17 protein-coding genes are annotated in these 14616 nt (G+C 69.1%); 6 read left to right on the top strand and 11 right to left on the bottom strand.

All coding sequences use genetic code 11. The features are described from left to right. The first annotated feature begins 23 nt into the window (after nt 1-23). From sucB to SK803_RS04580, 5 genes are all read left to right on the top strand, one after another. Nucleotides 24-1763: a 2-oxoglutarate dehydrogenase, E2 component, dihydrolipoamide succinyltransferase gene (gene sucB / locus SK803_RS04600; protein ID WP_319964479.1), complete on the top strand. Its 1740-nt coding sequence runs from the start codon at nt 24-26 to the stop codon at nt 1761-1763. 167 nt (nt 1764-1930) lie between these two features. Continuing rightward, a complete protein-coding gene (locus tag SK803_RS04595) occupies nt 1931-2821 on the top strand; it encodes a TIGR01777 family oxidoreductase (RefSeq protein WP_319964478.1) in 891 nt (296 codons plus the stop codon). Next, on the top strand, nt 2818-3411 hold the full coding sequence (locus tag SK803_RS04590; RefSeq protein WP_319964477.1) for a phosphatase PAP2 family protein: 594 nt from the start codon (nt 2818-2820) through the stop codon (nt 3409-3411). Before SK803_RS04595 ends, SK803_RS04590 begins: the two co-directional genes overlap by 4 nt. After that, nucleotides 3368-4096 carry a lipoyl(octanoyl) transferase LipB gene (gene lipB / locus SK803_RS04585; RefSeq protein WP_319964476.1) on the top strand — a complete coding sequence of 243 codons (729 nt, stop codon included), beginning with the start codon at nt 3368-3370 and terminating at the stop codon, nt 4094-4096. Before SK803_RS04590 ends, lipB begins: the two co-directional genes overlap by 44 nt. A gap of 39 nt (nt 4097-4135) precedes the next feature. Further along, nucleotides 4136-4630, top strand: coding sequence for a hypothetical protein (locus SK803_RS04580; RefSeq protein WP_319964475.1), 495 nt, complete (start codon nt 4136-4138; stop codon nt 4628-4630). Between the two features lie 25 nt (nt 4631-4655). Here the strand turns inward: SK803_RS04580 and SK803_RS04575 are convergent, their stop codons facing one another. Genes SK803_RS04575 through SK803_RS04565 form a run of 3 tightly spaced genes read right to left on the bottom strand, consistent with a single transcriptional unit; the run spans nt 4656 to nt 6902 of the window. Further along, a complete protein-coding gene (locus SK803_RS04575) occupies nt 4656-5588 on the bottom strand; it encodes an LLM class F420-dependent oxidoreductase (RefSeq protein ID WP_319964474.1) in 933 nt (310 codons plus the stop codon). A 10-nt stretch (nt 5589-5598) separates the two neighbouring features. After that, nucleotides 5599-6597 carry a CaiB/BaiF CoA transferase family protein gene (locus tag SK803_RS04570; RefSeq protein ID WP_319964714.1) on the bottom strand — a complete coding sequence of 333 codons (999 nt, stop codon included), beginning with the start codon at nt 6595-6597 and terminating at the stop codon, nt 5599-5601. After that, a complete protein-coding gene (locus tag SK803_RS04565) occupies nt 6594-6902 on the bottom strand; it encodes an antibiotic biosynthesis monooxygenase family protein (RefSeq protein ID WP_319964473.1) in 309 nt (102 codons plus the stop codon). Before SK803_RS04565 ends, SK803_RS04570 begins: the two co-directional genes overlap by 4 nt. Before the next feature lie 95 nt (nt 6903-6997). On the opposite strand from SK803_RS04565, the gene SK803_RS04560 reads away from it, so the two are divergent. Then, entirely contained in the window at nt 6998-7774 is a 777-nt protein-coding gene (locus SK803_RS04560) for a cyclase family protein (RefSeq protein WP_319964472.1), read from the top strand. Between the two features lie 190 nt (nt 7775-7964). Here the strand turns inward: SK803_RS04560 and SK803_RS04555 are convergent, their stop codons facing one another. From SK803_RS04555 to SK803_RS04520, 8 genes are all read right to left on the bottom strand, one after another. Then, complete coding sequence (locus SK803_RS04555) at nt 7965-8882, bottom strand: acyltransferase domain-containing protein (protein ID WP_319964471.1); 918 nt, start codon at nt 8880-8882, stop codon at nt 7965-7967. A gap of 64 nt (nt 8883-8946) precedes the next feature. Next, the gene (locus SK803_RS04550; protein ID WP_319964470.1) at nt 8947-10161 is read right to left on the bottom strand and encodes a ketosynthase chain-length factor; all 1215 of its coding nucleotides are present in this window, start codon (nt 10159-10161) and stop codon (nt 8947-8949) included. Further along, complete coding sequence (locus tag SK803_RS04545; protein ID WP_319964469.1) at nt 10158-11426, bottom strand: beta-ketoacyl-[acyl-carrier-protein] synthase family protein; 1269 nt, start codon at nt 11424-11426, stop codon at nt 10158-10160. The genes SK803_RS04550 and SK803_RS04545 overlap by 4 nt, the downstream gene beginning before the upstream one ends. After that, the gene (locus SK803_RS04540; protein ID WP_319964468.1) at nt 11423-12151 is read right to left on the bottom strand and encodes a beta/alpha barrel domain-containing protein; all 729 of its coding nucleotides are present in this window, start codon (nt 12149-12151) and stop codon (nt 11423-11425) included. The genes SK803_RS04545 and SK803_RS04540 overlap by 4 nt, the downstream gene beginning before the upstream one ends. After that, nucleotides 12152-12340 carry a hypothetical protein gene (locus tag SK803_RS04535; RefSeq protein ID WP_319964467.1) on the bottom strand — a complete coding sequence of 63 codons (189 nt, stop codon included), beginning with the start codon at nt 12338-12340 and terminating at the stop codon, nt 12152-12154. A gap of 44 nt (nt 12341-12384) precedes the next feature. Beyond that, entirely contained in the window at nt 12385-13320 is a 936-nt protein-coding gene (locus SK803_RS04530) for an aromatase/cyclase (RefSeq protein WP_319964466.1), read from the bottom strand. 33 nt (nt 13321-13353) lie between these two features. Continuing rightward, complete coding sequence (locus SK803_RS04525; protein WP_319964465.1) at nt 13354-13605, bottom strand: acyl carrier protein; 252 nt, start codon at nt 13603-13605, stop codon at nt 13354-13356. A gap of 167 nt (nt 13606-13772) precedes the next feature. Next, entirely contained in the window at nt 13773-14582 is an 810-nt protein-coding gene (locus SK803_RS04520) for an AfsR/SARP family transcriptional regulator (RefSeq protein ID WP_319964464.1), read from the bottom strand. Nucleotides 14583-14616: the final 34 nt, after the last annotated feature.

The raw sequence follows: 14616 nt of genomic DNA, 5'->3' as shown, positions 1-14616 counted from the left end.
AGAGCACGAGGAGTCAGCGAACAATGGCCTTCTCCGTCCAGATGCCCGCACTCGGTGAGAGTGTCACCGAGGGCACGGTCACCCGGTGGTTGAAGCAGGAAGGCGACCGGGTGGAGGTGGACGAGCCGTTGCTCGAGGTCTCCACCGACAAGGTCGACACCGAGATCCCGTCCCCGGCGGCCGGTGTCCTGCAGAAGATCGTCGCGCAGGAGGACGACACCGTCGAGGTCGGTGGCGAACTCGCCGTCATCGGTGACGGCGACGCCGCCCCCGCTGCCGAGCCCGCCCCGGCGCAGGAGGAAGCGCCTCAGCAGACGACGCCCTCCGCGCCGCCCGCTGAGGAAGCCGCTCCTGAGCCCGCTGCCGAGGCCCCGGCCCAGTCCGGTGGTGCGGCCGAAGGCACCGACGTCACGATGCCCGCGCTCGGCGAGTCCGTCACCGAGGGCACCGTCACCCGCTGGCTGAAGCAGGTCGGCGACAGCGTCGAGGTCGACGAGCCGCTGCTCGAGGTCTCGACCGACAAGGTCGACACCGAGATCCCGTCGCCGGTCGCGGGCACGCTGCTCGAGATCAGCGCCGGTGAGGACGAGACCGTCGAGGTCGGCGGCAAGCTCGCCGTCATCGGTTCGGGCAGCCCGGCGCAGTCCGCGCCCGCCCCGGAGACCAAGCCCGAGCCCCAGCAGGCCGCTCCCCAGCAGTCCGCACCGGCACCGGCCCCGCAGCAGCCGGCCCCGCAGCAGTCCGCCCCGGCGCAGCAGCCGGCTCCTGCTCAGCAGGCCGCTCCCGCCGCCGCACCGTCCTCTTCGGACGACGCGAACGGCACGCCGTACGTCACTCCGCTCGTGCGCAAGCTCGCGTCGGAGAACGGCATCGACCTGGGCTCGCTCAAGGGCACCGGCGTCGGTGGCCGCATCCGCAAGCAGGACGTGCTGGCCGCCGTCGAGGCCAAGAAGGCCCCGGCTCCCGCGCCCGCCGCCGCTGCTCCGGCCGCCGCGCCCGCCTCCCGCACCTCGGCTCCGGCCGCGGTCGACAACTCGGGCAAGCGCGGCACCGTGCAGAAGCTCCCGCGGCTGCGTCAGATCGTCGCGCAGCGCACGCGTGAGTCGCTGCAGCAGTCGGCCCAGCTCACCCAGGTGTTCGAGGTCGACGTGACCAAGATCGCCCGGCTGCGCAACCAGGCCAAGAAGGCGTTCGAGGCTCGTGAGGGCGCGAAGCTCACGTTCCTGCCGTTCTTCGCCAAGGCCGCCATCGAGGCCCTCAAGGCCCACCCGGTGCTCAACGCGTCGATCGACGAGGAGCGCAAGGAGGTCACCTACCACGGTGCCGAGCACCTCGGTCTGGCGATCGACACGGAGCGCGGCCTGCTCAACGCCGTGATCCACAACGCCGGTGACCTGAACCTGTCGGGCATCGCCCACAAGATCGGTGACCTGGCGGCGCGCGCCCGTTCGAACAAGCTCACCCCGGACGAGCTCGCCGGTGGCACGTTCTCGCTGACCAACCTGGGCAGCAACGGCGCGCTCTTCGACACCCCGATCATCCAGCAGCCGCAGGTCGGCATCCTGGGTGTCGGCGTGGTCAAGAAGCGCGCGGTCGTCATGACCGACGAGGACGGCAACGACACGATCGCGATCCGCTCGATGATGTACCTCGCGCTCACCTACGACCACCGCCTGGTCGACGGTGCCGACGCGGGCCGCTTCCTCACGACGGTCAAGAACCGTCTCGAGGAAGGCGCGTTCGAGGCCGACCTCGGTCTGTAACACGCCTGGGATCATCTCGGAGCAGTACTGATATCCGATATATTGGATATCTCGTAAGTGTGATCTGAAGGCCACCTCGGTTTGCCGGGGTGGCCTTCGGCACATCCTGACTCCTGTATGCGATGTATTGCTGTGCAGGTGATGACACAGTGGGGAACGATCTACACATGCGAGTCGTCATCGCGGGATCGTCGGGACTGATCGGAACGAGCCTGGTGGTGGCCATGCGCGCCGCCGGCCACGAGGTGCTGCGGCTGGTGCGCCGCAAAGCCGCCGCGCCCGACGAACGAGGGTGGGACCCGTACGCCGGGCGCATCGACGAGGGAACGTTCGACGGCGTCGACGCCGTCGTCAACCTGTGCGGCGCGGGCATCGGCGACAAGCGGTGGGACGACGCGCGCAAGCAGGTGCTGCACGACAGCCGGGTCGTGCCGGCCGAGGTGCTGTCGGCGGCGGTCGTCGAGCACGGCGTGCCGACGCTGGTGAACTCATCGGGCGCGCACTTCTACGGCGACACCGGGTCGCGGCTCGCGGACGAGGACGCGCCCGGCGGGCACACGTTCATGTCGCGGCTGACCCAGGACTGGGAGGCGGCGACGTCCGTGGCCCAGGAGGGCGGCGTGCGCGTCGTCCTCATGCGCACCGCTGTCGTGATCTCGCCGTCGGGTGGCGTGTTCGGGCGGTTGAGGCCCGTGTTCCAGTTCTTCCTGGGCGGCAAGCTCGGGAGCGGCGAGCAGTTCTTCCCGTGGGTGTCGCTGGACGACGTCGTGTCCGCGTACCGGTTCGTCGTGGAGCACGACGAGATCCGCGGCCCGGTGAACGTCGCGGGTCCGACGCCGGTGACGAACGCCGAGTTCACCAAGGCGGTCGGGACGGCGCTGCACCGGCCGACGCCGTGGGTGGTGCCGGCGTTCGCGCTGAAGACGTTGCTCGGCGGGGAGATGGCAGAGGAGCTGTTGCTCAGCGGGCCTGGCCTCACGCCGAAGGTGCTGGAGAGCCGTGGATTCCACTTCATGCATCCCGCACTGCCGGCCGCGCTGAACGCGGCGGTTGCATGACTCGTGTCATCGCCGCCGTTCTGGTGATCTCGTGGGTGTTGCTGGGCATGCCCGAGGTCACCGGGCTCGACATGTGGGTGCACGACGAACTGCCGCGGCCGGACTGGCTGCGCGTGGCGGCGTTCGCGGTGAGCCTGGTGCTCGGGCCGACGATCGGGTGGGCGTTCGCGGCGGTGCTGTTCGTGCTCGCGTGGCGGCGGCGTGATCTGCGGCTGTGGAAGGCGTTGGCGTTGCACGCGCTGTGCTGCGCGACGTTGCTGACGCGGTGGCTGTTCGACCGCGTGCGGCCCATCGAGTACCACCTGCCCAGCTATCCGAGCGGGCACACGGTGGCGGTCGCCTCGGTCGGCTTCACGATCGTGGTGCTGTTCGGGCGCGGTGTCATTTGGCCTGTGGTCTTGTCGGCCGTCCTGGCGGTGGTCGTGGGCGGGTTCGCCAGGGTCGTGCTGGAGATGCATTGGGTCACCGATGTCATCGGCGCGGTGCTGGGTGTGACGGGCGTTGGACTCGTGGCAGCGCTCGCGCTGGGGTTGGTAACGTCGGGTCGTGAACTCGTGCCGCACCTCGTCAGACCCCGTCGTCGTCCGTGAGCTGGGGCTCATCGACTACATGGCGGCGTGGGACCTCCAGAAGGTGACCGCCGAGGAGCGCGCCGGCGGCACCGGCCCGGACACGCTCCTGCTGCTGGAGCACCCGCCCGTCTACACCTGCGGCCGGCGCACCCTGGACGAGGAACGCCCGCGCGGTGGCGCCACCCCGGTCATCGACGTCGACCGCGGCGGCAAGATCACCTGGCACGGCCCCGGCCAGCTGGTCGGCTACCCGATCGTCCGGCTGACCGAGCCGATGGACGTCGTCGAGTACGTCCGCCGCATCGAGCAGGGCCTGATCGACGTGTGCGACCGGCTCGGCGTGCACACCGGCCGGATCGAGGGCCGTAGCGGCGTGTGGATCCCCGCCGACGACCGCGGTCCGGAGCGCAAGGTCGCCGCCATCGGCATCCGCGTGCAGCGCGGCGTGACCATGCACGGCTTCGAGATCAACTGCAACGCCAGCCTCGACGCGTTCGGCGACATCATCCCGTGCGGCATCAAGGACGCGGGCGTCGCTTCCCTCTCGCACGAGCTGGGCAGGGACGTCACGGTGGCCGAGGTGCTGCCGCTGGCCCGTGACGCTGTGCTCGCCGCGCTCGACGGAACGCTCCCCCTGACGGACCGCACGTTGACCCGCACTGGCCCCGTCGCGCCTGGTATCACCTTCGCTAGCATTCCGTAGCCCCGCACTCGACTGCGGGAATTCGGAGGAGGGTGCGTCGTGAGGTTTTCTCGACGCCAGTTGTTCACGGCTGCCGGTGTCACGGCGCTCGCGTCAGCAGGAATGTCCACACGGGCGGTGGCGGCGGTCGCTCCTGTGCGCACCTGGAGTGGCGAGATCAGCGTCGGTGACTGGGAGCGGTACTACCTCGGGCTCGACGGCGGGGCTCATCAGCAGGCGCTCGGCGCGTTGGGGATCGCCCACCGCGACGGTGTCCGTGCTGATGAGCAGTACCTGATGGTGCCGGCCGAGTCCGTGCGGCGCGCCGCGCTGGAGTTCGGTGACCACGCGGCCGCCGACGTGTTGCGCGACCGCTTCGGCCTCGACGCGCCGTCGATGCTCGGACGCGGGCTGAAGCTGGTGTTCGGGCGGGACGGGCTGGAGAAGCGCTACTTCGACGACCCCGCGCTGCAGCTCCGGTACATCGGACATCAGCGGCGGTATGCGAACTACGTCATGCCGATGCCGTCGGCGGTCCGCAAAGCGCTCGCCTGATGTCCGATGTCCGGAATCCGATGTGTCAGTCCAGTTGGGGCGCGACGTCCTCGGCGATCTCGGTGAGGTGGTCGAGGTCGGCCAGGTCCAGGATCTGCAGGTAGACGCGCTGGATGCCGGTCCGCTCGCGCCACGTGCCGATGCGCTCGACGACCTCGGCCGGGGTGCCGGCGATGCCGTTCTCCTTGAGCTCGCCGACCTCGCGGCCGATCGCGGCGGCACGGCGGGCGACGTCGGCGTCGGTGCGGCCGACGCAGGCGACGAGGGCGGCCGAGCGGATGATCTCGCTCGGGTCGCGGCCCATCTCGGCGCACGCGGCGTCGACGCGGGCGAACTGCTCGGCCGCGGCGTCGATGCCGACGAACGGCAGGTTGAACTCGGTGGCGTAGGACGCGGCCAGCGCCGGGGTGCGCTTGGCACCCTTGCCGCCGATCAGCACCGGGACGCGTTCCTGGGCGGGCTTCGGCAGCGCGGGCGAGTCCGTGAGCGTGTAGTGCTTGCCCTCGAACGAGAACGTGCCGCCGACCGGGGTCTCCCACAGGCCGGTGATGATCGCGAGCTGCTCCTCGTAGCGCTCGAAGCGCTCACCCAGCGACGGGAACGGGATGCCGTACGCGGTGTGCTCGGTCTCGTACCAGCCCGCGCCGATGCCGAACTCCACGCGGCCGCCGGACATCTGGTCGACCTGGGCGACGCTGATGGCGAGCGGGCCGGGGTAGCGGAACGTCGCCGCGGTCATCAGCGTGCCCAGGCGGATCGTCGTCGTGTCGCGGGCGAGGCCGGCGAAGGTGATCCACGGGTCCGTCGGGCCGGGCAGTCCGTCGACCGACCCCATGCTGAGGTAGTGGTCGGAGCGGAAGAAGGCGCCGTACCCGGCGTCCTCCGCCGTCCTGGCCACCCGGAGCAGGTCGTCGTAGCTCGCCCCCTGCTGGGGCTCGGTGAAGATTCGCAGTTCCACAAAGCTGAATCTAGTCGCAGGAAAAGCGTGGTGCGGGTGCGGCCGCTCCGTCGGAGGTGAACACACCGCGCGCCACCAGGTGCGGGTGCGAGGCGGCCTCTTCCAAAGTCAGCACGGGGGTCACGCAGGCGTCGGTGGAAGCGAACACGTCCGACCACTCGTCACGGGTCCTGGTCAGGAACGCCTCGGCGAGCGTCTTGCGCAGCAACGGCCACGAAGCACGGTCCATCTGCGCGGGAAGATCGTCAGCGGCCAAACCCAGACCAGCCAGCAACAACGCGTAGAACTGCGGTTCCAGCGAGCCCACGGCGACCGAACGGCCGTCCGCGCACTCGTACAACGAGTAGAACGGGCACCCGCCGTCGAGCAGGTTGGCGTCCGGCGCGTCCTCCCACACCGACTGCGCCTTCATCGACCAGATCATCTGCGCCAGCGACGCCACCCCGTCGACGATCGCCGCGTCGACGACCTGGCCGAGGCCGGTGCGCTGGCGTTCCCACAACGCCGCCAGCACGCCCAGCACCAGGTACAGGGACCCACCGCCGAAGTCGCCGACCAGGTTCAGCGGCGGCTTGCCGATCGCGTGCAGCACACCGGTCAGCGACAGGTAGTTGATGTCGTGCCCGGCGCGATCGGCCAGCGGACCGGACTGGCCCCAGCCGGTCATCCGCGCGTAGACCAGCCCGGGGTTGACCGCGAGGCAGTCGGACGGCCCCAGCCCCAGCCGCTCCAGCACGCCGGGACGGAAGCCCTCGATCACCACGTCAGCGGAGGAGATCAGCGCCAGGACGGCGGCACGGCCGTCCGCGGACTTCAGATCCGCGGACACCGAACGCCTGCCGCGCAACAGGAAGTCGCGAGAGGCGTCCGGCACCACGGACAGACCGCCGGACGGACGCTCGACGCGCACGACCTCCGCGCCGAGGTCCGCGAGCAGCATCGCACCGTGCGGACCGGGGCCGATGCCGCCGAACTCGACGACCTTCAACCCCTGCAACGGGTTCATCAGGCCCCTTCGCCCGGCTGCGCCTCGAAGGACAGCCGCGGGCTGAAGATCGCGCCGGACGACTCCGCCAGGCCGCGCATCGCCTTGGCGTGGTTGCCGAAGTCCGGGTGCGCCAGGGCGGCACGCAGCGCGTCAGCGCTCTCCCACAACGCGATGTTGACGTACGAGGCCGGGTCGTCCAGCTGACGCGACAGCGTGTACTGGATCAGGCCCGGCTGCTCGCGCAGGAACGCCGCCGTCTCGTCGAAGGCCTTCTCGAACTCCTCGGGGTCACCGGTGAGCGTGAAGCGGTTGACGAAGGTGATCATGAGGTGGCTCCCTGTGGGAAACGGTGTCAGGCCAAGGAAAACCATGCACACCGCCTCTTGAGACGTGCTCAAGGAACGCCCGCCAAGCTCTGTTCATGCGCATCATCGATCTGTCTTCCCACATTGACGCATCCGCGTACGAAGCGGACCCGGTGACGCACGAGGTGCTCACGGCCGCTCAGGGTGCGGAACACATGGCCGAGCAGCTGAAGGCACGGCTCGGCATCGAGTTCGACGTGTCCGTGCTGCGGGACTCCGAGTTCCTGACGCTGGACCGGATCAGCCTCACCTCCCACACCGGCACGCACGTCGACGCGCCGTCGCACTACGGCTCGAAGACCACGTACGGCAACGGAATCCCCCGCCACATCGACGAGATGCCGCTGGAGTGGTTCCACAACCCCGGGGTGAAGCTCGACGTCCGCGGCCACGGCACCGGCGTCATCGGCGTCGAGGTGCTGGAGAAGGAGTTCGCCCGCATCGGCTACACGCCGAAGCCGATGGACGTCGTCATCCTCGACACCGGCGCCGCCGAGCACGCCGGCACCCAGACCTACTTCACCGACTACACCGGACTCGACGGCCCCGCCACGAACTTCCTGCTGGACCTGGGAGTCAAGGTGATCGGCACCGACGCGTTCAGCCTCGACGCGCCGTTCCCGGACATCGTCAAGCGCTACCTCACGACCAAGGACGAGAGCGTGCTGTGGCCCGCGCACTTCGCCGGCCGCGACCGCGAGTACTGCCAGATCGAACGCCTCGCCAACCTGGAGGCGTTGCCGGACTTCGGGTTCACCGTCGTCGCGTTCCCGGTCAAGATCAAGGGCGCCGGCGCGGGCTGGACCAGGGCCGTCGCGCTGCTCGACGACTGATGGCTCGAACGTTCGTTCCCAACCCCCTCTCAAGTGAGAGCTGAATCACCGCTCCTACCTTGAAACGTATGGAGAACAACGAAACAACACCACCCGAGTCCGAAGACCACATCGTCCGCGGCATCGACTAGATGCGCGCCAAAGGGCCGCCCTTCCCCGGAAATCCGGGAGAGGGCGGCCCTTTTACACGTCACACCAGCTGGGCACGAGCAGCCTCGACTGAATCGGAGGCGTCCAGCAACGGCAGCACCTTCGAAGCCCCGTGCCGCACCGCCTTCGTGCGGCGGGCGAACGACGTCAGCGTCTGACCGGGCCCTGCCTCCACCAGCAGCACGTCGTACATCGCCAGCAGGTCGTTCAGCGCCGGTCCGAAGTAGACGGCGTCGGTCAGCTGCCGCGTCCAGAACCGCGCGGACAACGCGTCGTGCTCGGTCATCAACGTGCCCGTGTACCCGGAGTACACCGGCATCCGCGGCGCCCGCGGTGAGACGTTCCACGCCGCCAGCGCCTCGTCCACGGCGGGCTGCATCGCGGGGCTGTGGAACGGAGTGGTGGCCGGCACGGTCACGACGATGAACTCGTCCGCCTCCAGCCGGGCGCGCACCGCGGCCAGCGGCTCGTCCGACCCCGCCAGCATCGTCTGCCGGGCGGAGTTCACCGCCGCGATCGCCACGTCACCCGCCAGGTAGGGCAGCAGTTCGGCCTCGGACGCCGCCACCGCCAGCATCCCGCCGGACGGGATCGACACGGCCGACACCACCCGGTCCCGCACCAGCGAAACGGCTTCCTCCAACGAGAAAACACCGGCCAGCGTGGCCGCGACGACCTCACCGGCGGAGTGCCCGATCAACGCGACCGGCTTGACGCCCCACGACAGAACCGTGCGCCCCAACGCGTAGTCGACCGCGAACAGCAACGGCTGCGCGCGCGACACGTGATCGACGTCGGCGCCGGACAGCCAGTCCTCACAGGCGACCGAACCGACCTCGCCGAACAACTCGAACACCTCGTCGATCACCGAGGTGAACACGGCGTCCGTGCCGTACAGGGACGCCGCCATCCGCGGGTACTGCGATCCCTGGCCCGGAAACATCAGTGCTACGTCCACAACACGCCTCCAGAAACGGCTCAAGGCCGTGAAGGAGACACCTTCACGGCCTTGAGGCATGACATCACCTGTACTCGCGAACCACCATGGCGGAGTTGAACCCGCCCTTGCCGCGCCCGAGCACCAGAGCGGCCTTGACCTTGCCGTGCCGAGCCTCGTTCATCACGAGGTCGATCTCGTACTCCGGCACCGGGTTCTCGACGTTGACGGTCGGCGGGATCGCGCTCCAGTAGATGGAGAGGATCGCCGACGCCACGTCCAGGGACCCGCCACCGGCGAACAGCCGGCCGGTCATGGTCTTCGGCGCCGTCACCGGCACGCCGTACGGCCCGAAGATGCCCTTGATCGCCTCGGCCTCGGCCTTGTCGAGCTCGGGAATGCCCGCCGCGTCGGCGAACACCACGTCGATCTCCGAGGCGTCCATGCCGGCGTCGCGCAACGCCAGCTCGGCCGCCCGCTTCAGCCCCGGCTCCCGCGAGGGCATCCGCGAGTCGAACGTCGAGGCGTACCCGACGATCTCGCCGTAGACCCTGGTGCCGGGCCGCTCGGCGGCCGACTCCGGTGTCTCCAGCACCATGATCGCGCCACCCTCGCCCGCGACGTACCCGGAGGCGTCGCGGTCGAACGGCAGGTAGGCGCGCTTCGGGTTGTTGTTGCGGGACAGGCAACCCGACGCCTGGTGCGCCACCCATGCCCACGGGCACAGCGAGGAGTCCATGCCGCCGGTCAGCGCGAGCTGGACGCCCTTGCGCAGCTGACGACGGGCGTGCCCGATGGAGTCGATGCCACCGGCCTGCTCGGACACCACCACCGCACCCGGACCACGTGTGCCGTGCCGGATGGAGATCTGGCCCGTGTTGACCGCGTAGAACCACGCGAACGACTGGTACGCCGAGACGTACTCGGGGCCCTGGTGCCACAGCTTCTGCAGCTCGCGCTGACCGAACTCGTACCCGCCCGCCGTCGCCGCGGTGATCACCGCGATGTCGGTGTCCGGGATGTCGTTGGGCTGCACACCCGCACCACGCAACGCCCAGTCCGTGCCGACGAGAGTCAGCCGCGTCATGTGGTCCGTCTGCGGCAGCAGGCGGCCCTGCAGGTGCCGCCCTGCCTCGAAGCCAGGCACCTCACCGGCGATCTTCGCCCAGTAGTTCGCGCTGTCGAACCGGGTGATCGGCTTGATCGCCGCCTCACCCTGCAGGGTCGCCCGCCAGTACGCGGTCGGCCCCAGCCCGTTCGGAGACGCGATGCCGATTCCCGTCACCACCGCCCGAGTCACCGGCCTGCCCCTTCCACCTTTTTGAGCACCATCGCGCTCTGGAATCCACCGAAACCACTGCCCACGGTGAGGACCGTGTCGACCTTCTTCTCACGCGCGACCAGTGGTGTGTAGTCCAGGTCGCACTCGGGGTCCTGCTCGTGCAGGTTCGCCGTCGGCGGGATGAGGTCCTGCTCGAACGCCAGCAGCGAGCCGACGATCTCCAGCGAACCGATCGCGCCGAGCGAGTGCCCGATCATCGACTTGAAGCCGGAGACCGGGGTCTTGTAGGCGTGCGCACCGAGACTGCGCTTGAACGCCGCCGTCTCGTGCAGGTCGTTCTGCTTGGTGCCCGACCCGTGCGCGTTGATGTAGCCGACGTCCGTGGCGTCCGCCCGCGCCTGCTTCAGCGCGATGTTGATGGCGTCGGACATCTCGATGCCCTCGGGGTGCAGACCCGTCATGTGGTAGGCGTTGCACCGCGAGGCGAAGCCGGCGACCTCACCGTAGATGTGCGCACCGCGAGCGCGGGCGTGCTCCAGCTCCTCGAGCACGATGATCGCGCAACCCTCGCCCAGCACCAGGCCGTCGCGGGTCTTGTCGAACGGACGGCACGCGGTGGTGGGGTCGTCGTTGCGGGTGCTCGACGCACGGATGACGTCGAAGCACACCACGGTGATCGGGGAGAGCGGAGCCTCGGTGCCGCCGGTCACGACGACGTCCGCGGAGCCCTCCATGATCAGCTCGGCGGCGTAACCCACCGAGTCGAGGCCGGAGGTGCAGCCCGTGGAGACCACGGAGACCGGGCCTTCCGCGCCGACCGTCCACGCCAGCTCCGTCGCCATCGAGGACGGCGTGAAGTAGTCGTAGAGGTGCGGAACGGCGTAGGACTGGTCGACCTCCCAGTACTTGCCCCGGTCGGAGCCGACGATGAACTCGCGCTCCAGCGAGGTCGTGCAGCCGACGGCGGTGCCGAGCGAGACACCGATGCGGCCGGGGTCGAGCTGGTCGAACTCGATGCCGGAGTCCGACATCGCCTCACGACCCGCGACGACCGCGAACTGCGCGGCCCGGTCGAGCCGGCGGATCTCCTGCGGCGTAAGACCTTCGCGCACTGGATCGAAATCTGCTTCCCCCGCCATGCGGGAGCGGTACGGAGACGCGTCGAAGTGCGTGATGATGCGAGTCGCCGTACGCCCTTCGGACAGCAGTTGCCAATACGCCTTCGTTCCGATGCCACCAGGTGCGACCACGCCCACCCCGGTGATGACGGCGCGACGACTCATCGGACACCTCCAATCGCCTTCTGTGCGGACACGGTCTGCTCCAATCTCGGACAGGGCACGGGAGCGATACCTGTTTCTGCCGAATGAACCGATGGTGAATCCACCCGATCGAGGCCACCTTGAACGACGGCGTAGGACCCCTGTACGAGCCCAGCCCCCGCATCCGCGGCGAACAGCTGTTTCGCCGCCGAACCGCCGACGTCGTGACAACCAAACCCAAGGGGCACACCGGTTTCCGCGACCAGCTCGACGATCTCGCCGATCTGGTCTGGCCACAGGGCACCCGCTGTGTCGTGCAGCAACACGGTTTCCGCCCCTGCCTCGGCGGCCGTGAGCACGACCTCGAGCGCGTGCTCGGGGTCGATCACCCAGCCGTCGAAGAAGTCCCGCGCCTCGACGATCACTCGCCGTTCGGCGCGCACGAGTTGACGCACGGCTTCTCTGAGGACCGAAAAGCCGTGCCCTTGAACAACTACGGTCACCGCGGGGGTTTCCGCGGCGAGCAGTGCGGCGAGGTCCTCCGCACCACCGGAAGCGATGAGGGTGGCGGCCCGCAGACGGAGTTCGATCGCGGCGCGGTGATAGAACCACCGGCCCGGCCGGCCTCCGTCGACGAACGTCACGCCGAGCGCGTCGAGGCGCCGCGCCGCGACCAGCCTGTCGGTGATCGACAGACCGGTGCGGCCCGGTTTGGTTCCCCTCAGCGAGATGTCGTAGAGCTCCATCTAGAACCCCGACAGCAGTACGCGGGAGGCCTCGATCTCGTAGGCACAGGGCGCCACCTCGGAAGACGGACATCCCTTGCGCTGATGCTCGACCGCTGCCTTCTCCAGGTACATCGACACCACGTAGAGCCCGTTGCGGCTCGCGGCACGGGCCGCGGCGGTCAGCAGATCAACTCCGGCCAACCCCATCGCCCACCACCTCACCTCGTCAGGCCCGCACGCGGGCCGGCAGATCAGCCGTTCTCGGCGAACTCCTTGGCGTGCCGCAGGGTCGTGAGGCTGTTGGTGCCCAACGCGTGCCGGATCAGCTCGCGTGCGCGCTCGACCGTGCCGTCCGCGCCGAGCACCTCCGTCACGACCTCCGGCCGGATGACGACGGTGTGGTGCGAGGTGGCTTCGACGCCCGCCTCGATGCCGTCACCGATGTCCCGCAACGTCCACCGGCCGACGTGGGCCGCCATGATCGGCGGCGTCCTGGTCTGCTTGTAGACGATCGTGTCGAACGGCGTGCACACCCGCACGGAGTGCGTCGTGTGGATCGACCCGTCCGGGCTGCGCGTGTCCATCTCCATGGACTGCACGCCGGTGACGGCCTCGGTGAGGTCCAGCCGGGCGACGTGCGGCAGCCGCTGCGGCCACAGGTCCGACCGGTACAGGAACTCGTAGACGTCCTTGCGGGTCGCATGGATCGTGATGCTGTCCGAGAACTTCAGCACCAGCTGGTCGTAGTCGTCGCCGAGCTCGGCGGCGCGCTTGAGCGCCGCGAGCTCGGCGTCGCTGTTGTTGTTCACCGCGTTGAGAACCAGCTCGACGGCCTCCGGCTGCGCCGTCGTGAAGTGGTGCAGGAGGTCGACGCGGGTGGCCGAGTCGGCGATCGGCACGATGCGCCACTCCCCTCCCATCGACTTCACCGGTGCGGCCGAACGTTCCTGCTCGAACTTGACGTGCAGGTTCGCCGAGTCCAGCTCACGGCGAGACGTCCACGTGCGCACGTCGCCGTTGGCGAAGGCGTGCAGCCGCAGCCGCTCGGTGGATCCCTCGGTCTCGAACACCTCGGCGTGCACCGTGGGTCCGAAGGTGTACGGCCAGCGCGTCACGTCCGCGATCAGGTCGTACACCACCTTGGCGGGAGCACCGATCATGACCGTGTGCGTGGTGGTGTGCGTCATGTCCCCGTGTCTCCGTTCTCGGCTCGCCGGCGGTCAGGCCGCGAGGCTGCCGTTGACCTTGGTCAGCAGTTCGCGCGGGGTCTCGATGTCCGCGAGTTCGTCGTCGCCGACACCGACGCCGTACTTGCGCTTGATCAGCGCCACCGTCTCCAGCAGGGCCAGCGAGTCGAAGCCCAGCTCGAGGAACGGAGTGTCGAGAATGTCCTGGCCGGCCTTGAACGAGTCGTCCTCGCCGGCGGCCTCGTTGAGAATCTCCTTGAGACCCTCGATGGTCAGTGCGCTCACGGCTTTTTCCTTTCCTCACCGGGCGTTTCCGCTCGCCCACGTAGTGAGGTTGCCAGGGCGCACTGGTAGTCCAGTGGAGGTTTCCTCGAACATGCCGTCGGAAAATCCTTGCCGCACAACGAAAAACGGCCCCCGCCACAGTGTGGCGGGGGCCGCTGGAGTATTTCTCAGGCCAGAAGTCCTTGCAGCTGACGGGCTTCCGCTCGGTCCAGACGCGGGTCGGACGTGACGATCGCGTGCTGCAGCTGCTGCAGGCGTGCCGACGGCTCGACACCGAGCTCGTCGACGAGCGTGCGCCGCAGCCCCCTGAACGCGTCCAGGGCCTGCCACTGCCGTCCCGCGCGGAACAACGAGATCATGTACTGCGCACACAGGTGCTCGTTCATCGGATGCTGCACGGTCAGCACGGCGAGCTCGCTGAGCAGCGACTTGTGCTTGCCCATCCGCATCTCCGCCTCGATGCGCGTCTCCAGCGCGCCGAGCCGGGCCTCCTCCAGGCGCACGACCTCGACGCCGAGCGGCATGCCAGGACGGACGTCGACGACGGCGGGCCCGCGCCAGATCTCCAGCGCCGAGCGCAGCAGCCGGGACGCGGCCGCGTAGTCGTCGGCCTCGTAGGCGTTCTGCCCCGCGCGGGCGAGGCGGTCGAACTCGTGCACGTCGACGGCCTCCTCCGGCACGTCGAGCAGGTACCCGCCGTAGCGGGTGACGAGCACTTCCTTGGCGCCGTTCTCGTCCGACGCGGCCAGCGCGTCGCCGATCAACCGGCGCAGCTGCAGGATGTAGGTCTGCAACGTGGTGCGTGCGCTGCGCGGCGGGCGGTCGTCCCACAGCTCCTCGATCAGCGTCGGCACGGACACCACCGAGCCGGAGTGCAGGGCGAGCAGCGCCAGGATCTGCCGCGGCTTGGCCGCCGACGGAGTCACCGAGCGACCGTTCACCTTGGCCTCGACCGGCCCCAGGACCTTGATCTGCATCGCAACCCCTCCTTCGGTTCCAAGCACACCATTA

Source organism: Lentzea miocenica (assembly GCF_033949945.1).
In the GTDB taxonomy this organism is placed as follows: Bacteria; Actinomycetota; Actinomycetes; order Mycobacteriales; family Pseudonocardiaceae; genus Lentzea; species Lentzea miocenica.
This window is presented reverse-complemented; position numbering and strand designations above follow the sequence as displayed.